Origin of the sequence: Nostoc sp. ChiVER01, assembly GCF_034531155.1 — a bacterium.
GTDB lineage: Bacteria > Cyanobacteriota > Cyanobacteriia > Cyanobacteriales > Nostocaceae > Nostoc.
The window spans coordinates 279,995-304,261 of the sequence record NZ_JAVRBS010000006.1; the positions used below are offsets into that span (position 1 = coordinate 279,995).

The 24,267-nt window shown below is 42.0% G+C and carries 20 protein-coding genes and 1 pseudogene; 17 read left to right on the forward strand and 4 right to left on the reverse strand.

The genetic code is table 11. The features are described 5' to 3' along the window. The first annotated feature begins 162 nt into the window (after positions 1-162). The 3 genes from ldpA (at position 163) to RMY00_RS11195 (ending at position 3,819) form a co-directional block, all read left to right on the forward strand. Positions 163-1,335 carry a circadian clock protein LdpA gene (gene ldpA / locus RMY00_RS11185; protein WP_322647600.1) on the forward strand — a complete coding sequence of 391 codons (1,173 nt, stop codon included), beginning with the start codon at positions 163-165 and terminating at the stop codon, positions 1,333-1,335. An 84-nt stretch (positions 1,336-1,419) separates the two neighbouring features. Then, the gene (locus RMY00_RS11190) at positions 1,420-3,153 is read left to right on the forward strand and encodes a R3H domain-containing nucleic acid-binding protein (RefSeq protein WP_322647601.1); all 1,734 of its coding nucleotides are present in this window, start codon (positions 1,420-1,422) and stop codon (positions 3,151-3,153) included. Between the two features lie 57 nt (positions 3,154-3,210). Further along, entirely contained in the window at positions 3,211-3,819 is a 609-nt protein-coding gene (locus tag RMY00_RS11195) for a hypothetical protein (RefSeq protein WP_322647602.1), read from the forward strand. A 433-nt stretch (positions 3,820-4,252) separates the two neighbouring features. Here RMY00_RS11195 and RMY00_RS11200 read toward each other — a convergent pair whose 3' ends face one another. Beyond that, positions 4,253-5,446, reverse strand: coding sequence for a Coenzyme F420 hydrogenase/dehydrogenase, beta subunit C-terminal domain (locus RMY00_RS11200; protein WP_322647603.1), 1,194 nt, complete (start codon positions 5,444-5,446; stop codon positions 4,253-4,255). 346 nt (positions 5,447-5,792) lie between these two features. Here RMY00_RS11200 and RMY00_RS11205 point away from each other — a divergent pair, with 346 nt between their 5' ends. The 7 genes from RMY00_RS11205 to RMY00_RS11235 all read left to right on the forward strand — a co-directional run bounded on the left by RMY00_RS11205 (position 5,793) and on the right by RMY00_RS11235 (position 13,675). Beyond that, a complete protein-coding gene (locus tag RMY00_RS11205) occupies positions 5,793-6,026 on the forward strand; it encodes a hypothetical protein (RefSeq protein ID WP_322647604.1) in 234 nt (77 codons plus the stop codon). Between the two features lie 6 nt (positions 6,027-6,032). Beyond that, positions 6,033-6,392, forward strand: coding sequence for a type II toxin-antitoxin system VapC family toxin (locus RMY00_RS11210; protein WP_322647632.1), 360 nt, complete (start codon positions 6,033-6,035; stop codon positions 6,390-6,392). Positions 6,393-6,906: 514 nt separating this feature from the next. Further along, positions 6,907-7,704 (forward strand): PspA/IM30 family protein, encoded by a 798-nt coding sequence (locus RMY00_RS11215; protein ID WP_322647605.1) that lies wholly within the window; start codon positions 6,907-6,909, stop codon positions 7,702-7,704. A 76-nt stretch (positions 7,705-7,780) separates the two neighbouring features. Beyond that, positions 7,781-9,562, forward strand: coding sequence for a DnaJ domain-containing protein (locus RMY00_RS11220; RefSeq protein WP_322647606.1), 1,782 nt, complete (start codon positions 7,781-7,783; stop codon positions 9,560-9,562). Positions 9,563-10,252: 690 nt separating this feature from the next. Continuing rightward, positions 10,253-11,707 (forward strand): glycoside hydrolase 100 family protein, encoded by a 1,455-nt coding sequence (locus RMY00_RS11225; protein WP_322647607.1) that lies wholly within the window; start codon positions 10,253-10,255, stop codon positions 11,705-11,707. A gap of 91 nt (positions 11,708-11,798) precedes the next feature. Beyond that, on the forward strand, positions 11,799-13,196 hold the full coding sequence (locus tag RMY00_RS11230; RefSeq protein ID WP_322647608.1) for a 16S rRNA (cytosine(967)-C(5))-methyltransferase: 1,398 nt from the start codon (positions 11,799-11,801) through the stop codon (positions 13,194-13,196). A 56-nt stretch (positions 13,197-13,252) separates the two neighbouring features. Beyond that, the gene (locus tag RMY00_RS11235) at positions 13,253-13,675 is read left to right on the forward strand and encodes a TerB family tellurite resistance protein (protein ID WP_229557536.1); all 423 of its coding nucleotides are present in this window, start codon (positions 13,253-13,255) and stop codon (positions 13,673-13,675) included. Positions 13,676-13,729: 54 nt separating this feature from the next. Here RMY00_RS11235 and psb35 read toward each other — a convergent pair whose 3' ends face one another. Both psb35 and RMY00_RS11245 read right to left on the reverse strand, forming a co-directional pair. Next, a complete protein-coding gene (gene psb35, locus RMY00_RS11240) occupies positions 13,730-13,957 on the reverse strand; it encodes a photosystem II assembly protein Psb35 (RefSeq protein WP_229495704.1) in 228 nt (75 codons plus the stop codon). Between the two features lie 177 nt (positions 13,958-14,134). Then, on the reverse strand, positions 14,135-16,393 hold the full coding sequence (locus tag RMY00_RS11245) for a transglycosylase domain-containing protein (protein WP_416212061.1): 2,259 nt from the start codon (positions 16,391-16,393) through the stop codon (positions 14,135-14,137). Positions 16,394-16,775: 382 nt separating this feature from the next. On the opposite strand from RMY00_RS11245, the gene folK reads away from it, so the two are divergent. The 6 genes and pseudogenes from folK (at position 16,776) to RMY00_RS11275 (ending at position 21,160) form a co-directional block, all read left to right on the forward strand. Beyond that, on the forward strand, positions 16,776-17,291 hold the full coding sequence (gene folK, locus RMY00_RS11250) for a 2-amino-4-hydroxy-6-hydroxymethyldihydropteridine diphosphokinase (RefSeq protein ID WP_322647610.1): 516 nt from the start codon (positions 16,776-16,778) through the stop codon (positions 17,289-17,291). 69 nt (positions 17,292-17,360) lie between these two features. Beyond that, positions 17,361-17,909 carry an NUDIX hydrolase gene (locus RMY00_RS11255; RefSeq protein WP_322647611.1) on the forward strand — a complete coding sequence of 183 codons (549 nt, stop codon included), beginning with the start codon at positions 17,361-17,363 and terminating at the stop codon, positions 17,907-17,909. A gap of 25 nt (positions 17,910-17,934) precedes the next feature. Then, a pseudogene (locus RMY00_RS11260) lies at positions 17,935-18,486 on the forward strand (ADP-ribosylglycohydrolase family protein). 39 nt (positions 18,487-18,525) lie between these two features. Beyond that, positions 18,526-18,783 (forward strand): hypothetical protein, encoded by a 258-nt coding sequence (locus RMY00_RS11265; protein ID WP_322647612.1) that lies wholly within the window; start codon positions 18,526-18,528, stop codon positions 18,781-18,783. A 325-nt stretch (positions 18,784-19,108) separates the two neighbouring features. Continuing rightward, complete coding sequence (locus tag RMY00_RS11270) at positions 19,109-19,918, forward strand: prohibitin family protein (RefSeq protein WP_322647613.1); 810 nt, start codon at positions 19,109-19,111, stop codon at positions 19,916-19,918. Positions 19,919-20,485: 567 nt separating this feature from the next. Then, positions 20,486-21,160 carry a hypothetical protein gene (locus RMY00_RS11275; protein WP_322647614.1) on the forward strand — a complete coding sequence of 225 codons (675 nt, stop codon included), beginning with the start codon at positions 20,486-20,488 and terminating at the stop codon, positions 21,158-21,160. Here RMY00_RS11275 and RMY00_RS11280 read toward each other — a convergent pair. Continuing rightward, on the reverse strand, positions 21,147-22,688 hold the full coding sequence (locus tag RMY00_RS11280; RefSeq protein ID WP_322647615.1) for an NAD(P)/FAD-dependent oxidoreductase: 1,542 nt from the start codon (positions 22,686-22,688) through the stop codon (positions 21,147-21,149). The genes RMY00_RS11275 and RMY00_RS11280 overlap by 14 nt on opposite strands. A gap of 619 nt (positions 22,689-23,307) precedes the next feature. Between RMY00_RS11280 and RMY00_RS11285 the strand changes: the two genes are divergently transcribed. Further along, a complete protein-coding gene (locus tag RMY00_RS11285; protein ID WP_322647633.1) occupies positions 23,308-24,156 on the forward strand; it encodes a prohibitin family protein in 849 nt (282 codons plus the stop codon). Positions 24,157-24,267 lie beyond the last annotated feature (111 nt).

Consider the following 24,267-nt stretch of genomic DNA (forward strand, 5'->3'; position numbering starts at 1 on the left):
AGTGCTGATTGGGGAAGAAACAAGGGAGAAGAATTTTCCCCTCTGCCCCCTGCCCCCCGCCCCTCTGCCTCTTTTCAATGCCCAATACCCCGAATCAAGAAATCCGGACTTTTTCTTGATCGCAGACTACTATTTTTAGTCGTATAAACGCATAATAGAATAGTGACTGATCTGTTCGCCCCTTTACAATCTCTCAAACAAGGTGACTGGTTCAAGCTGATCTGCGGAGCCAGCTTCCAGCATTTACCGGCAGTCAGAAGTTTAACGTTAGCCTATACTTTGGCGGGCGCTGACTGCATAGATGTTGCAGCTGATCCAGCAGTGATTGCAGCAGCGCAAGCAGGGCTACTTGTAGCCAAATCTCTGGCTACGGATGCTCAAAAGCGAGGCTTTAGCTACAAAGGTAACTCACCCTTTTTGATGGTAAGCCTGAACGATGGAGAAGACCCCCATTTTCGGAAAGCAGAATTTAATCCTACTGAGTGTCCTACAGACTGCCCTAGACCCTGTGAACAGATTTGTCCGGCACAAGCAATCGTGTTTAACAATGTTGTAAAAGAAAACTTTTCAGGAGTAATATCAGAAAAGTGCTATGGCTGCGGTCGTTGTATACCAGTTTGTCCATATAGTATAATTGATACAAGTTCATATATGTCAACGCCGCAAGCGATCGCGCCATTGGTAATGTCAACGGGAGTAGATGCCGTAGAAATCCATACAAAAGTTGGGCGGTTGACAGAATTTGAGCAATTATGGCAGGCAATTTCACCGTGGGCCGATCAATTAAAGCTACTAGCTATCAGCTGTCCCGATGGCGAGGGGATGATTGACTACCTAAGAGCAGTATATGACATGATTGCCCCACTCAAGAGTGCCTTAATTTGGCAAACCGACGGCCGGGCGATGAGTGGTGATATTGGCGATGGCACCACAATAGCTGCGGTGAAATTAGGGCAAAAAGTTTTGGCAGCTAAGTTACCGGGATATGTGCAGTTAGCAGGCGGCACAAATAGCTATACCGTTGCTAAGTTAAAGGCGATGGGAATACTGAAGAAAGCAGGGGAGCAGGGGAGCAGGGGAGCAGGGGAGAGAGAAGAACTTTTCTCCTTTGCCCCTGTGCCCCTGTTCCCCCCCTCCTCCATCGCCGGGGTCGCCTACGGTAGCTACGCCCGCGTACTGCTGTCACCAATTCTCGAACAGTTAGAGAATAAGGAGGTAAATAACACCAATGTGCAAGCGAATCTTCGCCTCGAAGAAAATGACGTATTACTTTGGCAAGCTGTAAAACTTGCCCATTCTCTCGTTTCCCAGATCAAGTCACAGCAGGAGCATTAATTGCTCGTTTCGGGAAATTACCCAAAGCGGGTTCTCCTGCACGCAAATGTCCTCGCTATCTCTAAAAACGTCACCATAGAAAGCATGACGATTACAGACGATCTCCAAAAGTTATTAGACATTTTGCCCCAAGACCTGCAACAAGTACTAGAGAGTCATCCCAAACGAGATAGTTTAGTAGAAGTGGTCTTGGATTTGGGCCGTCGCCCAGAAGCTCGGTTTCCTAATCAAGCTGAGTATCTGAGCGAAGTACCCGTTACTCAAGAACAGATAGATGATTGTATTCAACGAGTTGGAATCTTTGGCGGAGATAATCGAGCAGGAATTGAGCAAACTTTGCATCGGATCAGCGCCATCCGCAACCGCACGGGTAAGATTATTGGCTTGACCTGTCGCGTTGGTCGAGCGGTATTCGGAACCATTGGCATGATCCGCGATTTGGTAGAAACTGGTAAATCGATTCTCATGCTGGGGCGTCCAGGCGTGGGCAAAACTACTGCTTTACGGGAAATTGCCCGTGTTTTGGCAGATGATCTGCAAAAGCGAGTGGTGATTATTGACACCTCCAACGAAATAGCTGGGGATGGCGATGTTGCTCACCCCGCCATTGGTCGCGCTCGGCGGATGCAAGTGGCTCATCCAGATCAACAGCATCAGGTGATGATTGAGGCAGTGGAAAACCACATGCCAGAAGTCATCGTCATTGATGAAATTGGTACAGAACTGGAAGCTTTAGCGGCTCGTACCATTGCAGAACGGGGTGTACAGTTGGTAGGTACTGCTCACGGGAATCAAATCGAAAATCTGATTAAAAACCCCACCCTGGCTGATTTAGTTGGGGGTATCCAAGCTGTGACACTGGGAGACGACGAAGCCAGACGCCGAGGCAGTCAAAAAACTGTTTTGGAGCGAAAAGCCCCTCCTACCTTTGAAATTGCTGTGGAAATGTTGGAGCGCCAACGCTGGACAGTACACGAAAGTGTTGCTGACACAGTAGATAATCTGCTGCGGGGGCGTCAGCCTACTCCACAAACAAGAACCGTTGATGACCAAGGTAAAATCGCTGTTACAAGGCAGTTAGCTGTTGTCAATGGTCGCGGTGGACAGTTAGCGACAGTGGAGGAATCTTTCGCACCAGCACGACCGTCTAATGGCTGGCGTTCATCTGGACAAATGGTAGCACTGCCGCAATTGCCTGTAGAGCGGGTAACTGGACGCAGTGAATTTGATCGTTTGCTGGATGAATCCTTCAATTATTCTGAAAGCATTGATTTGGATGCTGCTACAAGAGTGCCAGGGCCTAATGGTGAAGATTTGCCACTGCACGTTTACCCTTATGGTGTTAGTCGCCATCAACTAGAACAGGTAATAAGCGTGCTAACTTTGCCCGTGGTATTGACAAAAGATATAGATAGTGCTGATGCAATTTTAGCACTGCGATCGCACGTCAAAAACCACGCCAAATTACGCCAAATGGCCAAAGCTCGTCATGTACCCATCCACGTCATTAAGTCCAGCACCATTCCCCAAATTACCCGTGGCTTGCGACGGTTGCTGAACATTGATGACCCAGAGATGGCCGATGACCTAGAATTGCAACTGTTTTTGCACAATGGTAGCGATGATGAGATGGATGCTCTTGAAGAAGCCAGACTTGCTGTTGAGCAAATTGTGATTCCTAAAGGACAGCCAGTCGAATTATTGCCGCGTTCTTCTCAAGTCCGCAAAATGCAACATGAGTTGGTAGAACATTATCGCCTCAAGTCGCATAGTTTTGGCGAAGAACCAAATCGGCGATTGCGGATTTATCCGGCGTAACCTCACCCCTAACCCCTCTTTGCAGTGCAGAGAGGGGATGTCACTAGGAGACACTTGATGTCCTATAAAGAGTTTTCTTTAAGAAAAGTAAAACAAGACTTTAATCTCACCTTAGTAGAAGGTGGACGATTTTTACCTCCTATAGAACCAATCTCACCTAGTCCTCTGCTGGCTGAATTTTTAGCAGAAAGTATCCAGCTAGCAATTGCAATGGGTTCTGAGAAAGCTAGATCAGAATTGATTATCAGCCCAATTTTGTTTGAAGTCCGAAAAATTCTCAACAGAAAAATCAGTTTTTTTTCTGGAGAAGAATTTAATATTGAGCCAGAAGCAGGACTGGCGGGATTTTGTGACTTTTTAATTAGCCTTTCGCCAGAACAGTTATTTATTGAAGCTCCAGCAGTGGTGATTGTGGAAGCCAAAAAGGAAAATCTTAAAGGTGGTTTGGGGCAGTGTATCGCAGAAATGATCGCCGCCCAAAGGTTTAATGCCAAATACGAAAAACCTATTGCTACTATCTACGGTAGTGTTACTAGTGGCAACTTGTGGACATTCATCAAGTTAGAGGACAGTACTGTTACTATTGATTTAACTGAGTACTTAATTCCTCCAGTAGAGCAAGTCTTAGGTATTTTAGTGTGGATGATTCGCTCACAATCAACTTAAGGTTGGGTTTCGCTTCTGATTGCTGTTAATTTACACATGCCAAAAAACCCAGTCACGAAGACCAGGTTTTTGTAGGGTCATATTTCCCCAAGGCTAGTTATAGAAGTTATTTATAAATTAGTGTTCTGGTAATAACTACTAAACTTAGATTACCAATTTCGGAAAATTGTTGCCCAATTATCAAAATTTTTTCTCGCTCACCTGTGCGTAGACGCGTAGCGGCTTGTCGTTAGACATCCCTCTCCTTATGATGAGCAATGGACAAGGAGAATAACCAATCTAACTTTTCACCGTATGTGGAAAAGGAGCGAGGATGTGATGTGTAGTAAGACTTTCTTCTTTTCTCTACACCCTATCCTCTACCCCCTGTCTTGACGAGGATTTTAGGACTTCCCGTGAAAAGTCAGAATAACCAATGCCCCGTGCCTAATTTTTATTCTGGTAATTTATATTGCCCAACAATCCGCTTGGCAAACTCTGGAACATGCGCTTCTAATTTCTCTGGATGATTTCGCTTCACATACAAATAATTCCGAGTGAAGTGAGAATCAATCGAAAACCGCGCATATTCTAGACCCTTGGGACCGATTTTTTCGATCACTACACCCATCAGTTTTGCTGCCCACATGGGGAGGGTAACGCCTTTATCGTAAGCGGGAATACTTTGCTGTACAGCTTCCTTCCGGTTGCCTTTAGACGTTACTGGTTGAGTATCTAATTGGTCTTTCACTAAATCCAGCATTTCTTTACCAGTATCATTTCTAACTACAATCCATTGCCAGCCGAAGGGTGCGCCCATGTAGCCAACAACTAAATCGGCTAGAGAGTTGACGTAATCAAAGCAACTCATACAGGATGGGGCAAAGACATCTTTGAGTTGGTTTGTTTTCAAGCCAAAGAAAGGCACTGTTTCTGTTGAGCCATCCTCATGTTTAAAGTGAACCCGGAAGTCTTGCATGAATTCGTAATGCACAACTGTCTCAGGCGATCGGCTGGTGGTTTCTAAGAATTTTTGCAGTCCGGCGCGGTTAACATTATCTACACAGGGCGTACCCAAAACATACAGCTTTTCTAAACCAAGTTGTTTTTCTACGGCTCGTAATGCCTGGATTTGACAACCAACACCAATTACTAATAGCCGCTTCATCCCCGATTTTTCTATCTGTTCCAATACAGAAAGGTTTGGGGAAAGAGTTGGTTTATTTACCCGCGCTGCTAGTATTTCTTCTGGGGTACGAGCAATGACGGGCATGGGTTGAAAGCGGTCTTCTTTGGTATTTTGCACGCAGACGACACCTTCAACTAAGCCGCGATTGAGCATTTCAATGGCAATGCTGCTAACAATACCTGTCCATTGTGCGCCTTCAATAGGCTGTTGTTTCCGCGCCGCCATCATGTCTTGGTGAACACCAAAGTACAGTTCATCAGGGTTATCGAGATGGCGCGATCGCGTGTGTGTTTCTTCTTCAAGTTCGCCTATTTGCTGATTAATAAAAGCACAAGCTTCCTTGACATAGTGAATATAGTATGTATCACATAGTCCACACTCGCTACAGAGTTCTTTAGCAGGGCGGCGGCTGGTAGATTTTAAGGCTCTGGCTTTTTTGTGAGGAGAAACTGAGGTCATATAAATTTTTTGTTTTATTCAGGAATCGCTTTTATTACAATACATTCACTGGCTATGAACTTTACAATAGAGATTGAACAAGAACAGGATACGGATACATCCGGAAGCTTGAAGCCATTCGCGTCGCGTAAAAGACACTGGTGACTCTCTGGATTCTCTTTGTTCAAGCACAATTCTAAAAAGAACGCTACTAAGCAATAGCTAGCAGGCTGAAAATCTTGGTAGGTGCTGATTTTATCGGAAATGAACTTTATATTTTTAGCTAATTTTTTATATTGTTCACCAAATCGACATATTCTTGGTATTAACTTTATAATTTATATGAGTACAAATTTGGTGAATACTAATGTTGCAATTTATTGAAGGAGTATATAAAAATGGGAAGATACAACTCTCAGAATTACCATCTCATGTATCAGAAAGCCGTGTTATTGTCACTTTTTTAGAACCAAAAAAGTCTCAATCACAAAAGCAGAGAATTCAGTTTGGTATGTTTTCTGTAAATAAACAATCAACAGAAAAAGATTTTCAAATCACTGAATTTCATGGAGATACCGAAGACGGATTAGATTGGTCATAGGTAATTATAAAGTACGTGATTGATACTCATGCTCTCATCTGGTTTCTTGAAGGGAATTCACGATTAGGTGCAAATGCCAATGCTGTTCTTTCTAATCCTGATTCCCAGTTATTTATACCAGCTATAACATTAGCCGAAGCTGTTTGGATTGTTGAGAGAGGGAAAACATCTATTCCTTCTACCAAGAATTTACTTTTAGCAGTTGAAGCTGATCCCCGTATAATAATTTATCCACTGGATAAAGATGTAATTGAAACAACTATAAGTTTATCTACTATTAATGAAATGCACGATAGACAAATTGCTGCAACTGCGCTAGTTTTAGCAAGTAAAGGTGAGAAAGTAGAACTATTAACCTGTGATTAAAATATAACCGCATCAGGATTAGTTCCGATCATTTGGTAATGGGTTAGCAAAGCTGTTTGCAGAAATTGCACAAAATCATTATGTTATGAAAAGTGCGATCGCAACAAAATATTATAGATATTTCTGTGGAATAATTTGCTTGTTAAGCTTTTAGCGATCGCGTATGCCTTTCTTTTTCAAGTTCACCTATTTGCTGATTAATAAAAGCGCAGGATTACTTGACATTATGAATATAGTAATGTGTGAGACAGTCAGCGATCGCTAGAGTTAAAGTATTAGTACTACGTGTTTTGACAGATCAACTTGTAATGTTTTTAAACGCAGAGGAACGCAAAGTAAACGCGGAGTATCGCAGAGTTTTGTCTAGTAATTAGCTAGGAATTAATAAAATATTGTGTTGAGACTTTTCTAACGTAGCATTAAAAGCAAAAGTTAAGGCTTAAGTAATTTTTACGAGGACGCAACAGTATTAATTAGTCTACGCTTTGGGTAATAAGGCTACTCAGATAAACTTATGGGACTTTACGACCAAAATCAATCATCACAGGATGCGCTACAAAAGTTACGCCAAGGAGCAAGCCACTCCAGAGCAGCCCAAGAAATTGCTCAACGAGATTATGCGAAAGCTCAAACGGAAGCTGATAAATGGGAACAACAATATCAACTTGCTTTAAAAGGAAGTAATCAGGATTTAATTCGTCAAGCAAAATTCCAAAAGGAACGATACCAAGCAATTGCTAGTAGGCTAAAAACACTGGTAGAAGAGCAACAACCACAAGTAGACGCAATTAAAACTAGCTTGAAATCTTGGGAGAAAAAGGTTTCAGAAGCACAGAATGAAGTATTACGCAGTAAGCCTAACACTAGTAAGGTTTCACGGACATTGATCAGCTTTGAACATGAACATGTTGATTTATGGGCTGATGATGAATTACAGCAACTTAAAGAACTATTATTGCTACCACATAAACTTCAAGAGCTAACTAAAGCTAAAAAAGACACTAAAGTGCTTTTAACAGAGGCTATTCACGAGATAGAAGAAACTGTAACAAACGCTGTTGCTAATCAAGAAGGGATTCAGAAAGATTTTGAAAAAACGCAGAAAGAAGCTAAATACTGGAACGAAAAAGCTCAGACAGCTTTGAGAAACAATGATGATGATTTAGCCCTTGAAGCTGTAGTGAATAAAAAATTTCAAAATAAAATTTTGCTTATTCTTCAAACTCAGCTTCAGCACCAGAAAGCGACAATAGATATACTTGTACGAAACTTAATGGCAATAGAAAGTCTCGTTGCAAATGAGAAACTATAAAAATATGTAGGCGTAGCCCGCAGTAGGCATCGCACTCTATCTTCTTCATTCCTAATTTGTTCCTCTTCAAAAACCAGTGACACAAAACTCTAAAACAGGCGCAGCATTTATCGCAGGCGGAACCATAACAGGTGCTGGTATTTCCGCAACGGTAGGCGGCATGGGACTAGCAGGCGGATTTGGTGCAGTCAGTATTGGTGCAACTCCTGTAGTGGCTGCTGGTGCTGTGGCTGGTGCGGCTGCTTACGGTGCTTTCAAAGCGATCGCACAGGGAGATGCAGCTGCTTTCGCTACAATGGGAATTGGTGCAGTCGGCGGTGCTGGTGTTTATAGTGTCGTCGGTGGCATGGGTTTAGTCGCACCTAAAGTAGGGCTGGCATTTGGGATTGGTGCAGTACCGATGGCGGGAATTGGCGCAGTGGTGGGACTCGCCGCCTATGGTATTGCCAAACTGTTAGATGAATCTGAAATTAGCGAAACTCCAGCACAGCTTTTTGAGCGGATGGAAGAGAAAGTGTTGCTGATGGACTACTATTCCGAAGCTGTGATGGAATTAGAAGCATTTTTATCTGGTGAGGATTTCAATCAAAAATTTGTTGCTTTAGAAATCGAAGATGAGTTACAAGCACTTAAAGCTGAATTTAAGAAAAAATCAGAATTTGTTACCCCTAAACCTTCTACTCCCAATATTGAAGTAGAAAAAATATCTCTGACAACCCAGTTACCTGAAACCTGGAAATGTGTACGCACACTCAAAGGACACTTAGCGGCAGTTAATGCGATCGCTATCACTCCTGATGGTACTACTTTAATCAGTGGCAGTGATGACAGACAAGTTAATTTGTGGAACTTAAAAACCGGAAAATGGCTTTACACGTTTTCTGGACAAGCTGAGGCAGTTTTATCTGTTGCTATCAGTCCTGATGGAAAGCAAATTGCAAGTGGTAGTGTTGATCGCAAAATCAGCAGTTGGCAGATGGACACAAAAAAATTTCACCATACATTCTTTTATTTAAATCCCTACAGTCATAATGGTTTTGTTAACTCGATTGCCTACAGTCCTGATGGCGCAATTCTTGTTAGTGGTAGTGCTGATAAAACTATAAGAATTTGGGGACACTACACGGGAAGAATAAAACGCACTTTGAATGGACATTCAGATGCAGTTTTCTCAGTTGCTATTAGTCCCGATGGTAAAATTATTGCAAGCAGTAGTGCTGATCAAACTATTAGGCTTTGGGATATCAAAACTTGGCAACAGCGCTACATTCTCACTGAACATTTGGGAGCAGTAAATACAGTTGCCATCAGTCCTAACAGTCAAACTCTTATAAGTGGTAGCACAGACGCAACAATAAAGCTGTGGAATCTCCAAACTGGAAAATTACTTTCCACTCTGACTGGACACTCAACGGCGGTTTTGTCTATTGCCATCAGCCCAGATGGAAAAACCCTCGCCAGTAGCAGCAGAGACGGTATGATCAAACTTTGGAATCTCGACACTGGGGAACTACTACAAACTCTCTCTGGCTCTAGTCTTGTTGCTTTCAGTCCTGATAGAAAGACGCTGGTAAGTGGCGGTAATGGCGGAAGTATCAAAGTTTGGAGTCAAGTGCAAAGCTTTGATAAATTTAATCTCGACCCTGTACTATCTGGGGAATGGTGGCAAGTCTTGAGTGTAAATCAGAGCGATCGCCCCAAGGATATCAAACTTGCCTACCTTCGATTAGTAAGATTGTATCATCCTGATGTCAACAGTTCTACAATTGCAAAAGCCTCTATGCAAGCAATTAATCAAGCTTATAAAGAATTCCAGGAGCAGTTAAACGCTTACAAATATATTAACTTGGATAAATAAGTTGCCAACTAACTTAAATTTACAGGGCGATGTCTCATAACAAGCCATTCGGTGTCTACGGATTTTTGTGCCTCTTTCTGATACTTGAATCTTAATTCTGTTTGCTTTAGTATGTTTGTCTTTACTCATACAAACACCCCATGTCATCTGTCAATAGGGTAAAATATATAACTCTTCAGAAGTATTGACATCTGAATTTTTTCAAGTATTCATCTTGCATATTTTGAAAAAACGTTATAAATTATTAGATTATAGGGGAATAATCTGACCTCTTAGTGTCAAAAACTAATCTTGCTCAAGTAAATATACTGCAACCAGTTTTAACTTCATGCAAATCCTAAACAGCACTGAAGATATGTTTTTATTTGGTAAAGCAAAGATTCTGTATATGAAACGGAACAATAAATAATCTAAAAATATATCTTATGTGACTGTTTTTAAAATTATGTTACTGCTTGCGGTGAGGAACAACAATTAGAATTCACCAAAAGAGTAATCCATTATAAGCAAATTAACTAGTAATAAAGCTACATGTGTTAGCAGATGTATTCGTTATTAGTTGATTAATTTTTTCCAAATTATATTTGCTATTCAAAGAATTATTTTTGTTATGCTGAGAATGGCAAAAATAATCAATTAAGACGCATCTACCTACTACAAATTCACAATCCCAATGGAGCTATTCTGTCGATGCACCTAAACGAATTAGAAACTACTGAAAATTTAAAAGAAGTCGAAGAAGCGTGGCGAACACTAGAAAAATCAATTCTCTATTATCAGGGTCGCCCCGTTGGGACGGTAGCCGCTTATGATGCATCTGTAGAGGCTCTTAATTATGACCAGTGCTTTGTTCGGGATTTCGTCTCCTCAGCTCTAATTTTTCTAATCAAAGGTAGAACAGATATTGTTCGCAATTTCTTAGAAGAAACCCTAAAGTTACAGCCTAAAGAAAGGGCATTAGATGCCTATAAGCCTGGACGAGGATTAATTCCAGCTAGCTTTAAAGTTGTATTAGAAAATGGACAAGAATATTTAGAGGCTGATTTTGGTGAACATGCGATCGCTAGAGTTACACCCGTAGATTCTTGCTTATGGTGGATTATTTTGTTGCGTGCTTATGTTGTCGCCACAAAAGATTTTTCTCTAGCCTATCAACCTGAATTCCAAAATGGTATCAGGTTAATCATGGACATCTGCTTGGCTAATCGTTTTGATATGTACCCAACGCTGTTGGTTCCAGATGGTGCTTGTATGATTGATCGTCGTATGGGCATTTATGGGCATCCTCTAGAATTACAAGTTCTCTTTTACACGGCATTGCGTGCATCTCGTGAACTGTTAATTTGCCAAGGTAATTCCGATATTGTTGAAGCCATCGATAACCGATTGCCTCTTTTATGCGCTCATATTCGCCAGCATTATTGGATAGATATTAATCGCCTGAATGCAATTTATCGCTTCAAAAGTGAAGAATATGGTAAGGGTGCTGTTAATCTGTTCAACATATATGTAGATTCTGTTCCCTATTATGAATTAGATAAGTGGCTACCAAAAAAAGGTGGTTATCTAGCAGGTAATGTCGGGCCGTCGCAGCTAGATACTCGCTTCTTTTCACTTGGAAACTTAATGGCAATCATTTCAGACTTAGCCACCGAAGAACAGTCACAAGCGATTATGACTCTCATTGAGGATCGATGGGATGATTTGGTGGGAGATATGCCAATGAAAATTTGTTTCCCAGCTTTAGAACATGAAGAATACAGAATTGTAACTGGATGTGACCCCAAAAATATCCCCTGGTCGTATCATAATGCCGGTAGTTGGCCAGTTTTAATGTGGATGTTAGCGGCGGCGGCGGTGAAAACTAATAGAGCAAACCTTGCACAAAAGGCTATTCAAACTGCCCAAGGACGCCTTAGTACAGATGAATGGCCAGAATATTACGATGGTAAGAAAGGGCGACTGATTGGGAAACAAGCTCGGAAATATCAAACTTGGACAATTACTGGGTTCTTATTAGCAAAAGAACTGATGGCAAACCCCACTTATTTACCATTAATCAGCTTTGGTAAATTACCAGCAGAACAGGTTTCTAGAGCATGTGAGTTTGAAATCGCCAGTGTAGACCCGTATCTGTCTCGATAGGGAAATTAGGAGTCGAGACGCGATTAATCGTGTCTGTACAAGAGTTGGGAGTTAGAATACAAAAGCCTTCTGACTCCTGAATCTTGTTTCCATGACAAACCCCCGTCAACTAGCTTTTATCGCCCTGCGAGATGTTCACAAGGGGGCTTATGCTGATGTTGCCCTAGATAGAGTGCTGCAAAAAGTAAGTTTGGCTGATAACGATCGCCGCTTGCTGACAGAATTGGTTTATGGGAGTGTCAGAAGGCAGCGCACTCTTGATACTCTCATCGATCAACTCGCCAAAAAGAAATCTCATCAACAACCCCAAGACCTTCGTACCATCTTACATCTGGGCTTCTACCAGCTGCGCTATCAAGAGCGTATTCCCGCCTCAGCTGCTGTTAATACCACCGTCCAACTCGCTAAAGAAAACGGTTTTTCTGGACTCACGGGTTTTGTTAACGGTTTATTACGCCAGTATCTTAGAAAAGCAGGGGAGCAGGGGAGCAGAGAAGCAGAGGAGAAAAACTCATTGTTACTCCCCCATTTTGATCCGCTACAACTTCCAGAAAACCCAGTGGAACGCTTGGGTATTTTACATAGTTTTCCTGACTGGATTATTCAAGTCTGGTTAGAACAACTGGGTTTGGTTGAGACAGAACAATTGTGTGAATGGATGAACCAATCACCAACAATTGACTTGCGTATCAACCCACTTCGCACTTCCATCGAAGAAGTTGAGGCTGCTTTGCAATCTGTTGGTATTTTGGCGAGACGGATTCCTCATTTACCCCAAGCTTTACGATTGATTAGTAGTGCTGGATCAATTCAAAAAATACCTGGTTTTAAAGAAGGTTGGTGGACTGTACAAGATGGTAGCGCCCAATTGGTAAGTCATTTGCTCGACCCCCAACCCGGTGAGGTGGTAATTGATGTCTGTGCTGCACCAGGGGGAAAAACAACCCACATTGCTGAGTTAATGGCAGATAAAGGGAAAATTTGGGCTTGCGATCGCACTCCTTCTCGTCTTCGCAAACTCCAAGAAAATTCTCAACGGCTGAATTTACAATCTATTCAAATTTACACCGGTGACAGTCGCCATTTCAACCAATTTCAAAACACCGCAGACCGGGTATTACTGGATGCTCCATGTTCTGGACTAGGAACCATACACCGTCATGCTGATGCTCGTTGGCGACAGACACCAGAATCTGTCCGGGAACTTTCGGTGCTGCAAAAAGAATTATTAACACATACATCAACTTTTGTCAAACCTGGTGGTGTACTAGTTTATGCCACCTGTACATTGCATCCAGCAGAAAACGAAGAAGTGATTTCGACATTTCTAGCTGAGTCACCTAATTGGCAAATTGAGTCTCCGAGCGGCTTTGAATCGCCTGCTTCTGCATATAGCACCCCTCAAGGTTGGTTTAAAGTTTGGCCCCATAGACAAGACATGGATGGCTTTTTTATGGTGCGCTTAAGAAAAACCAATAATTCCGAATGAATACTGTTTGGGATTGTACGATTTGGTTGAGGCCTGAATCTACCGACGAGGCAGCAATGGTTACCCCTTCCAATGTCAAAAACTTAGTTAAAATCCTGATTGGAGCCGCCTGGATCGATGGCAGAATCCAACCAGAAGAACGGCAATATCTCCGCGAAATAGCTCAAGCAAAAGGTTTGGCTAACGATCCAGAAATTAAGCCTTGGCTGTACGAATTCGTTCCTGTACAGCCAAAAGAATGCTATGACTGGGTGCGTGAATATTTAGGCGATCGCCCCAGCCATGAAGATTGTGAAAATCTAATTGAAGCCATCAGTGGCTTAATTTATAGCGATGGCGAAGTTGCCGTCGAAGAAGCCAGACTGCTGACGGAATTGCAGGATATAGCGAAGCCGAATGATTCAACTCAGCCGGCTCACACTGCACTTCTCAAACAAATTCAAAAGCTTTACCGCCGTTGGGTTGACGTGCAAAACTAATCATAGTCAAAAGCCCATAGTCTAATAACAAATGACTAATGACTAATGACTAAATTATGACTTCGGATCACCCAGACCCGGAGTTTCTTCTTTATCAACCTTAGGCACAAAATCAGGACGCTCTTTACTTTCCCAACCTGCGGGGCGTTTTGAGTTGTACCAAGCTATTGAACCAATGGTTACAGCAGCAATAAAACCAACGACATACACCAAGGTGAAAGCAAAAGGAAACTGACCGCCACCTGTTGCAACTGAATCTGCTGCCTGCATCAATATATGCATGAGTATATTCTCCAATTTTAAGTAACACTACTTGACACACTATAGAATGAGCGTATCACTTAACATCCCTCTGGAGTTTAGTTTCAGTAGCTCCATATTGCATAGAAATGAGGATGGGGGGCAGGGAGAAAAGGAGAATAATTAATAATCAATGCTCCAATGCCCTATGCCCACTATTCAATTAGAAGGTCTAAGTCTATCCCGCCAAGATGGCTGTGATGATGAATCTGAAGAACCGGAAGAACCGGAACTATTTGCGGGAGAGGAAGATCGTCGACTTCTTCGAGGCGGGGGAGAAGAATCAGATTCTACTCTTCTAGATCGCCGTCGTGGACGTGATGATTCTGAAGAAGAGTTATTGGAGCTTGATTCTTCGGTGCGATCATGTCTTCTCCGTCTTGGGGTATAATCGCTCGATTGCTGTTCTTCTTGAGAATAGCTCCTCCTTCTACGTCTCCGAGATGAACCACTATCCTCAGAATTTCTAGCACTTTCTCCTTCTGAGTCATCATCAGAAGAGATAGAACGATTCAGCACTTGTTTGGGCTTAATAGTCTGGGCTTTGATAGTGCCTTTACGACCTTCTAACTTAGGACGTTTGGGAAATTTTTCTACGGGCATCCCTTCTGCTGCTTTTTCCATAAATTCGTGCCAGGTGTAAGCAGCACTACCACTACTACCGTCTGTGGGGCGGTTGTTATCGTTACCTAGCCAAACCCCTGTCACCATCTGAGGAATATAGCCAATAAACCATAAATCACGGGCTTCGTCGGAAGTGCCGGTTTTGCCTGCAACTGGTCTATTACCTAATTGAGCAGCAGCACCAGTCCCCTCTTCTACGACGTTGCGTAACATCCAAGTCATGATGGCTGCACTATCAGCGTCAAGGGCCCTTTGTGGCTTGAAATTAGCTGACCAGATCACCTTACCTTGGCGGTTGAGGATGCGAGTAATACCATGAGGTTCTGTGTGCAATCCCTGAGTTGCAAAACTGCCATAAGCGCTAGTCAATTCCAACAGATTAACTTCATTTGAGCCAAGAGCCAAGGAGTAAGTGGGCTTAAGTTCAGATTTTATTCCCATATCATGGGCGAGTTTAATCGTTGGCGTAAATCCCACATCAATCAACACCTTCACCGCAATAATATTAATGGAGCGGGTAAGGGCGTCTCGCATATTCATGGAACCCCGAAACCTTTCACTATAGTTTTTCGGTTCGTAGCCGTCTACGACAAAAGGCGCATCTTCATAGCTATCGTAAGGGCTTTTACCGCTAGCGATCGCAGTGGCATATACAAACCCTTTAAATGTCGATCCTGGCTGCCGTTGTGCCTGAGTAACCCGATTAAACTGGTTTTTGCCATAATCTTTTCCCCCAACCATTGCTTTGATTTCACCATTGCGGGGGTCAATGGCTACCATTGCTCCTTGCTTAAAGTTTTCCCAGCTTCCTTGATTTCGCAGGGTTTTGGCAACCGCCTCTTCTGCAACTTTCTGCCAAGTCGGGTTCAGCGTAGTTTCTACTACTAATCCCTCACTTTTTAGCACGTTAGGAGAAACGTACTTCGGCAATTCTTTTTGAATATAGCTAGTAAAGTAGGGTGATTCTACTTCCAGTCGCTTGGGTAAACTGGTTTTGAGAATTAGTGGTTCTTGGACTGCTGCTTGCCTTTGTTCTGGTGTAATTATTTTATCTTCTTGCATCCGTTGCAATACCAAGTCCCGCCGCCGTTTTGCCGCTTCGGGATTTTTGTCTGGAGCGTATAAGCTTGGAGCAGGGGCTAATCCAGCAATCGTTGCCATTTCGGCTAGAGAAAGCTGGTCTGGCGTTTTACTAAAATATACCCTCGATGCATCTGCCACACCATAAGCTCCACCTCCCAAATAAACCAGATTTAGGTAGCGCTCTAAAATCTGATCTTTGGTTAATTCATTCTCCATTTTTTGTGCTAGGCGGACTTCCTTGAGTTTGCGCCAGATTGTCTGTTCTTGTTTCAAAAACAGAATCCGCGCTAGCTGTTGGGTGATAGTGCTAGCACCTTCAACCACGCCTTGCGATCGCAAATTATTCAAACCTGCTCTGGCAATACCTTGTGGATCAAATCCGTTGTGTTGCTTAAATCTTCTATCTTCTGAGGCGATGAAAGCTTTTTTTAAATTATCTGGTATTTGTTCTAGCTTTAGCTGTTCTCTGGCCGTTTCACCTTGTTGTTGTAATATGGTTCCATCGGCGGCTTTGATAGTCAGTGTTTGCTCTCTAACCACGGCATTCAACTGTGCCTGATCTGGCAAAGTCCGATCTATTAAACTGATGCCGTACATAAAGGCAACTATCCCACCACCTACACCCAAGCCTGTCCAAAACCAGATGCGACGATAGAGTGGTTTACCACGAGTTGCCTGATTGGACTTCATCCTAGAGGGTAAAATTTTCATTTGCTCAGTAACTGCCTCGCCTGCGCCAGATATGCTGGTGGTGAGCTTCTCATTTGTTCCTCCTTGTCCAGAGTCACTCAAATTAGTTGGTCTTCGCTTGAACCAGGAGGTAAGCTTCCCCACGTCAGTTCCTCGCTCAAATTAGTAACTTTAATAACCACCATCTAATCAACTTTGGGGTTAGTTTACCACCATTGTGTTAGTATAATATCCTATAAATAATTAACTAAAATCACTATAAAATAATGTTTTTTAGATTTTATAATTTAGTTTTGTAAAAGCGCTGCAATTTTGATATCTCAAATTATTGGCATTTTCTGGAATAGGTGTGCCGAAGTATTCGCAAAGACAGCCCCAAAACAGCTTACTTAAGGAGAGTGCGATGCTTAAGGCGAATTACGCCAAAGCAAAGCCAAGAAGAAGCGCCGTTGCCCTTGGTAGTAATATCGGCGATTCACAAACAATTTTAGAAGCAGCTATAGAGACTTTAGCTCAAACGCCAGGTATTTCCTTAGAAGCCAGATCCAATTGGTATCAAACCAAAGCTGTGGGGCCGCCACAGCCAGATTACCTAAATGGCTGCGTCACATTGCAGGTAGAAATGCTACCCCAGCAGTTATTAGAAACTTTGTTAGGAATTGAACAACAATTTGGGCGTGTGCGTCAAGAACGCTGGGGGCCACGAATCCTGGATTTAGATTTGTTATTATTTGATGACATCATTCTGGATACATCAAATCTCCAAATTCCGCATCCACGAATGCGGGATCGGGCCTTTGTGTTAGTTCCACTAGCAGAAATTGCTCCAGATTGGATAGAACCAGTATCCGGGTGTGTTATTAAAGAGCTGCTGAAAGAGGTAGACTGTTCTGATGTACATTTATTGATGGGCAATTAAAAAATACCATCCTTAAACGCAGAAGAACGCTGATTTCACCTCTGTATTCACAGATAATCAGATTTTATTATGCCATTAGGTAGAGAATTACCACAACTACTAAGACAACGCCTGTTTTATAAAGGACGCAAATTTGATTTTGAAGTTAATCGCTTGCGTTTACCTAATAAATCAGAAGGAGAATGGGAATGTATTCGTCACCCTGGTGGCGCTCTAGCTGTACCGATAACACCAGAGGGTAAACTTATACTCGTGCGCCAGTATCGTTTTGCAATTCAGGGACGGATATTAGAATTTCCGGCGGGAACTGTGGAAGCAAATGAAGAACCCTTAGCAACAATACAGCGTGAGATTGAAGAAGAAACTGGCTATAGTGCCAAAAAATGGGATAAATTAGGCGAGTTTTTCTTAGCTCCCGGTTATTCTGATGAAATTATCTATGCTTTTCTGGCGCGAGATTTAGAAAAGCTAGAGACACCACCACCACAAGATGGAGACGAGGATATCGAAACTGTGTTTTTGACTCCTGAAGAATTAGAGAAAGCGATTCTGGAGGGAGAACCAGTAGATGCTAAATCAGTTTCTAGCTTTTTTCTGGCGCGTCCGTTCTTAATTTAATACGAATATGCTGCTAGAGTTAGCGATGCCTACGGCGGGCTACGCCTACGCAGATGCCTACGGTGCAGGCTTTGAATATGCTGACGAGATGATCGTTAACAATGATTTGAGCCGATACGTGGAACATCCGCGTTTTCGACTCAATCCTGGCAGCTACACAGACGATACCCAGATGAGCATTGCCATTGCTGAGGTAATTGTTATTCAAGCACTGTGAACGATAGAAGTTTTAGCCGATAGTTTCGTTAGAGCCTTCAAACGTGATGAGAGAGAAGCTTATGCTCGAAGCTTCTACCATTTTCTAAGAGAAATTCAAGATGGGGAAGAGTTTTTAACGAAAATTAACCCTGAGAGTGACAAAAGCGGGGCAGCGATGCGTGCAGCCCCGATTGGCATCTATGCGACACCAGAAAAAGTTATTGAGGCGGCAACAATTCAAGCGGCAATTACCCACAATACACCTGATGGAATCAATGCTGCCGTTGCGGCTGCCTTGATGTCACATTATTTTATCTATCAACTGGGGGCAAAACGCAAATTAGGAGAGTTTCTGAAAAGTTATGTACCTGGGGAGTGATCTAAACCGTGGGAAGGTAAAGTAAAGTCCAAAGGCTGGATGAGTGTCAGGGCTGCGATTACTGCGGTGATGCGAAATGACAGCATGAGCGAACTTTTACAAGATTGTATTGCTTTTACCGGGGATGTGGATACAGTAGCTGCAATCGCCTTGGCTGCTGGTTCTTGTAGCGAGGAAATTAGACAAGATATTCCCAATCATCTTGTTACAGGCTTAGAAAATGGGGCTTACGGTAGAGATTATCTCATCGGCTTGGATAAGCAGCTAATGAGTTTGGTAAACAAAAAGACGAGCTAAATGTAATACATCGGTTGGGAAAAGTGTAATTTGCGCTGCTGCTTTACTCAATTAAGGGCAAACTTACCTTTTCAAATACTACGGTTTTTAGATATTATTACAGTGATTTAGGTAAGTATAAAGCTAACCTAACCTTCACTATCTCCAAATTGGGGTAGTAAAGTACACATTGGCGGCTTAATTATATGCTTATATATATTCAACACATTAACTGCTCAGTGATATAAAAATTGACTTAAAGTCAAAGTTATAAGAGCATGACCAAAATAAGCTTACAACTCCTAAATATGTGTCTTCATGCAAGACACATACATGTTTCACACAGATGAAAAAAAATCCAACTTTTAACAGTGCCGGTAAACTGACTGCTCTTTTATTTCTGATAACTCTCTTTCTCACGCCTTGTGTGATTGTAAATGCAGGTGAACGTGGTGTTTTGATGAAATTTGGTGAAGTACAAAACCAGATATTAGGAGAAGGACTGCACTTAATTATTCCAGTAGTTAATACTGTGAAAAAGTTGAGTATTCGAGTTCAAAATCAGGAAATTTCGGCTGAGGCTTCTTCTAAAGATTTACAAAATGTTTTCACCGATGTAGCTCTGAATTGGCATATTATTCCCCAGGAAGCAAATGCCATTTTTCAGGAAATTGGAGATGAGCAAGATGTAGTTATTCGGATTATTAACCCAGCAGTTGAAGAAGTTTTAAAAGCAGTAATAGCAAAGTATACTGCTGAAGAAGTGATTACTAAGCGAGGAGAAGTTAAAGGTGGAGTAGATGATGCTTTGTCTACACGTCTCGCTAGTTATCATGTTGCAGTTGATGATATTTCTTTAGTTCATATCCATTTTTCAGAAAGATTTGGTGAGGCGGTGGAGGCGAAGCAGATTGCCGAACAAGAAGCAAAACGAGCAGAGTTTATTGCACTGAAAGCAACAAAAGAGGCTGAAGCAAAAGTTAATTTAGCAAAAGGAGAGGCTGAAGCCCACAGATTATTACGTAATGGTTTAACTCCCGAAATTCTGCAAAGGCAAGCGATAGAAAAATGGAATGGCAAGCTGCCATTAATTGTTAGTAAGGAGGCTCCAAAACTATTTAATTTAAGTGAAATTTTAAAATTTGATAAAAATTAAGATTTGACAATTTGACTACGATGCTTTTCCAATAAGAACAAACATTCTTTATCTGTTTTTTGCTTAAATCAGCAAATAAAGCAATTGTCCTATCCACCTGACCAGAAAGAAACGTCCCCAAGGCTTGAGGCTGATTATCCAATAACAGATATGAACGCTTAACGCATCCTACTTAAGATTGATTTTACAAAATAGATAAATAATTATTGAGCTAGTGCTTTGCTTATTAACATAAACTTATCAACAATTAAACCCAAAATTTATGCTTAACCACATTAGAATTTTTAGGTTTAAGCCTAAATAATTGGTAGTAGGCATAATTAAACATAACTATATTTTTATCATATTTTACACTTAATGCCTTATATTTTATACCTTATGCTTCTTTATAAGCAGTGATATTTATTTATGCCCATGTAGTATATAAATTTGTATTTTTAACTCTAAGACTGAAATTTATCTATTAGTTTGACAACTACTTCATATAAATTTCATAAAAGTGTTTTTAGTTTTATAAGGAGCGCTTTTTAGATAAAATTAACTACTAAAATAAGGGGGATTTTATCTATGCGTTTTTTTCAGTTTTCAGGAATTCTTGCTTGTACAACAGCAGCTTTTATATCAATTGCCCCCATAGAGGTAGAAGCCGCAACTTTTAAAGTAATATCTGGAGTCACTAGCATTGATCGTGACCACGAGGATATTCTTAGAAATATCGGACTAATATTGACAGGTAGTAATAATACAGTCGCACCAACTCCCAGCAATTATTTGGTTGGCTTTAACATAGATTCAGCCAGCAACTTCACGTTCAGCGATGAGGGCGGTTTTACTCCGCTCTCCGGGACAATCGAGCATACTGGGACTGTTACTTTCAACAATCAAATTACTGTAGGTGATTTTTCAATTGGTTTTGTTCCAGGACGTACCGTTAAAGATGCTAGCGGTTTTGTTTTAAGAGACACATATTCTTTAAATACAATTTTGTTTGATTTGAGTCTTCCAGAACCTGTGGCATTTGATAATCAAAATTTAACCATCCCTGATGTGAAATTGCTGTTTTCTCCAGAGTTTGCTAACATCCTGCAAAAACCTGAATTGACAGGTTCGTTTGCTGGAACTGCGCGAATTGATGCTGAAGTTGCTGCCGTACCCGAACCTGATAGTGTACTAGCAGTTTTGGCAGTGGGTGCGGCTCTCTTGGCAACTAGATTTTATACTCAAAAAATTAAATACACTTGATATCTTGCAGCATTGCTAAATGCTTATTAACAGGTGCAAGGGTATTGGCAGCAATCAGCCCACTGGCGGCGACTGCTGGTAAACCAATACCGGGAAATGTTGAGTCGCCACAGCACATCAACCCTGCTAAAGGTGTGTTGGGGCCAGGAAACATAGCGCTTCCAGCCTGAATTGCTGGGCCGTAGGAACCTTGATGACGGCGGAGATAACGTTCGTGAGTTAGAGGTGTACCAACAAGTGTGACTTCGCAACGAGAGCGAATATCTGGAATGATGCGCTCTAGGGCTTGCCACATTATTTCTGCACGCGATCGCTTTTTTTTGGCGTATTCTTGGTTCCTTCTATCCATTCCTTGCCAGATAGAGTATGGCTCATTACCAGGAGTATAAACATGAATTACGTGTTTACCTGGTGGCGCTAAGGATGGATCGAGAACTGAAGGGATGGAGACAACTACAACATTCTGAGGTGCTGTTATGCCCAATTCCCAATCATTAACGACGATGTAATGACACCGCAAATTTGACTGTAATCCTTGAGCATCAATGCCTAAATGGAGATGCATAAAGCTATCACACTCAGGTGTTGCTTGTCGTTTAGCGCGGTACTGTTTGGGCACTGCCTTTTCTGGTAGTAACTTTAGTGTGTCCCAAACCGAGGCATTAGAAATTACTGCCCGATGTGCGCGAATTTCGGAGCGATCGCGTAGACGCACACCTACTGCACGATTACCTTCTACAAGGACTTCTTCCACATGAGCGCCTAGAATCAACTTCCCGCCGTGACGCTGCAATCCTTGTATAAGGGTGTCAACTAAAGCACCACTACCACCAATGGGATATTCAAGTATTGCATCTGGTCGATACCAGTCAGCAAACATAAATCCTACCTCTGCGGCGCTTGTGCCATCTGCGGGCAATCCAGAAAGTAGGAAACACAGCAGATTTAGCCAGTTTCGGGTAAAAGGATCTTTAACAACGCCATCCATAATTCGGTTGAATGGGCCTGTCAGCTTAATTATATTTGCCAGATTTTTTGTCAGAGATGGGATAAATGGGCCCACAGTTCTAGCTGCACCAAAATCAAAGCGTAATGCCGCCGATGGTATAGAAGTTGCTGCACTAGCGAATGGTTCCATAACGCGCTGGAGTTCTTGCCATTCGGCTACAGCATCATGTCCCCGAAATTTCATCAGAACTTCACAAAATTGCTCCGCACCAACCGACGTATCAAAATCGCCTTCTGGTACACAACAACCCCAAGTATCATAGGTTACGCATGGTAATTCCGAGCCAATTGCATCTAAGACTTGCCGCAGAGGGTTGGCAGAAGGGCTGTAAGACAGTCCAGAGTAGAGAGACGGGCCCGAGTCAAATTTGAAACCATTGCGCTCAAAAGCATGAGCAGCGCCTCCAGCAATGGAGTGGCTTTCGCAGACTATTACATCAAAGCCATACCGTGCTAAAACAGCAGCACAACTCAAACCGCCAATACCGCTACCAATGACAACTACATCTGTAACTTGCATATATGTTTGTAACAATAAACTAAAACAGTTAGGGAAACTTGGATAATATCATTCGCTCCTCCATCCATAAACCGCTCCAATTGGTTAATATCATCACAAATGATGGACATTAGGCAATACAGTTCAGTTAAGCATTTCTTTCTTCTCTCTGCGTCCTTGGCGTCCTTGGCGGTAGCCTGCGGCAAGCCGTTCGCGTAGCGTCTCGTAGAGAAGCGTCTACGTTAAAAAAATTGAGTTTGACAAAGAGTTTTAGCCTTAACTGAACCGTATTGGGACATTAGGGACTTCCACATAAAAATATCCCATCGTTTTAGAGGCAGGGGACAGGGGGCAGGGAGCAGGGGGAGGGAAAGTCGTTGTGATTCCAAAAATTGGATAATTTATTTTTTGGATTTCCCTTAAACCGCTAGTGCCGCGTTCTTCAAATTAAAGGGTTGATTCACACAGACTAATAAGAAGCTTAAACTAGTAACTAAGTTTACCCAGACACAAGTAAGACTTTTTACTCAGCACTATAGGCTAGAGAAGGAAAACAAGGAGAAAAATAATAACTCTTCATGACAAATGACAAATGACAAATGACGAATGATAAATGACTAACTTACATGGAGAGAAGAATTTGAAAAATCAGCAATTTGGAAATTGGCAAAGCACAGTTTTAGGAATTGTGTTAGCAATACTAGTGATTCTGGGACTAAATTCCTTTATCATTATTAACCCAGGACAAGCAGGAGTGATTAGCATTTTGGGTAAAGCCAAAGATGGGGCATTATTGGAAGGAATTCACCTAAAACCGCCTTTTATCTCAGTGATAGATGTGTATGATTTGACGGTGCAGAAATTTGAAGTGCCAGCAGAGAGTTCTACCAAGGATTTGCAAAATTTATCTGCGAGATTTGCGATTAACTTTCGCCTCGATCCCATGCAGGTAGTTGAAGTTAGAAGGAAACAAGGAACCTTAGCAAATATTGTATCGAAAATCATTGCACCCCAGACCCAAGAAGCATTTAAAATTGCAGCCGCTAGAAGAACAGTAGAAGAAGCAATTACCAAAAGAAGTGAGTTGAAAGAAGACTTTGATCAAGCGCTAGGCGATCGCTTAGACAAATATGGGATAATTGTGTTAGATACTAGCGTAGTTGATTTAGCATTCTCACCAGAATTTGCCAGAGCTGTGGAAGAAAAACAAATTGCTGAACAACGGGCGCAAAGAGCCGTTTATGTAGCACGGGAAGCAGAACAAGAAGCACAAGCAGATGTGAATCGCGCTAAAGGTAGGGCAGAAGCTCAAAGACTCTTAGCAGAGACACTCAAAGCCCAAGGAGGACAGTTAGTTCTGCAAAAAGAAGCAATTGAAGCTTGGAAGAGTGGCGGCGCTCAGATGCCCAAAGTCCTCGTTATGGGTGGTGACTCAAAAAGCGGCGTTCCCTTCATATACAACCTTGGAAATGTCCAAAATCAACCTTAATTCGAGTAAATAATATTTAGTTAAGTTGGGCTAGTACAAGCTTGCGGAAATAAACCTACTATTTCATTACAGCAATAAAGCCCAAAATTAAAGCTTTTTGACTTTTGAATA

Bases quoted from the DNA above. Each gene is read 5' to 3' on its own strand.
- RMY00_RS11190 (WP_322647601.1), top strand. From the start codon at position 1,420: ATGACGATTACAGACGATCTCCAAAAGTTATTAGACATTTTGCCCCAA.
- RMY00_RS11195 (WP_322647602.1), top strand. From the start codon at position 3,211: ATGTCCTATAAAGAGTTTTCTTTAAGAAAAGTAAAACAAGACTTTAAT.
- RMY00_RS11200 (WP_322647603.1), bottom strand. From the start codon at position 5,446: ATGACCTCAGTTTCTCCTCACAAAAAAGCCAGAGCCTTAAAATCTACC.
- RMY00_RS11205 (WP_322647604.1), top strand. From the start codon at position 5,793: ATGTTGCAATTTATTGAAGGAGTATATAAAAATGGGAAGATACAACTC.
- RMY00_RS11215 (WP_322647605.1), top strand. From the start codon at position 6,907: ATGGGACTTTACGACCAAAATCAATCATCACAGGATGCGCTACAAAAG.
- RMY00_RS11225 (WP_322647607.1), top strand. From the start codon at position 10,253: ATGCACCTAAACGAATTAGAAACTACTGAAAATTTAAAAGAAGTCGAA.
- RMY00_RS11230 (WP_322647608.1), top strand. From the start codon at position 11,799: ATGACAAACCCCCGTCAACTAGCTTTTATCGCCCTGCGAGATGTTCAC.
- RMY00_RS11235 (WP_229557536.1), top strand. From the start codon at position 13,253: ATGGTTACCCCTTCCAATGTCAAAAACTTAGTTAAAATCCTGATTGGA.
- psb35 (WP_229495704.1), bottom strand. From the start codon at position 13,957: ATGCATATATTGATGCAGGCAGCAGATTCAGTTGCAACAGGTGGCGGT.
- RMY00_RS11245 (WP_416212061.1), bottom strand. From the start codon at position 16,393: ATGAAAATTTTACCCTCTAGGATGAAGTCCAATCAGGCAACTCGTGGT.
- folK (WP_322647610.1), top strand. From the start codon at position 16,776: ATGCTTAAGGCGAATTACGCCAAAGCAAAGCCAAGAAGAAGCGCCGTT.
- RMY00_RS11255 (WP_322647611.1), top strand. From the start codon at position 17,361: ATGCCATTAGGTAGAGAATTACCACAACTACTAAGACAACGCCTGTTT.
- RMY00_RS11265 (WP_322647612.1), top strand. From the start codon at position 18,526: ATGAGTGTCAGGGCTGCGATTACTGCGGTGATGCGAAATGACAGCATG.
- RMY00_RS11270 (WP_322647613.1), top strand. From the start codon at position 19,109: ATGAAAAAAAATCCAACTTTTAACAGTGCCGGTAAACTGACTGCTCTT.
- RMY00_RS11275 (WP_322647614.1), top strand. From the start codon at position 20,486: ATGCGTTTTTTTCAGTTTTCAGGAATTCTTGCTTGTACAACAGCAGCT.
- RMY00_RS11280 (WP_322647615.1), bottom strand. From the start codon at position 22,688: ATGCAAGTTACAGATGTAGTTGTCATTGGTAGCGGTATTGGCGGTTTG.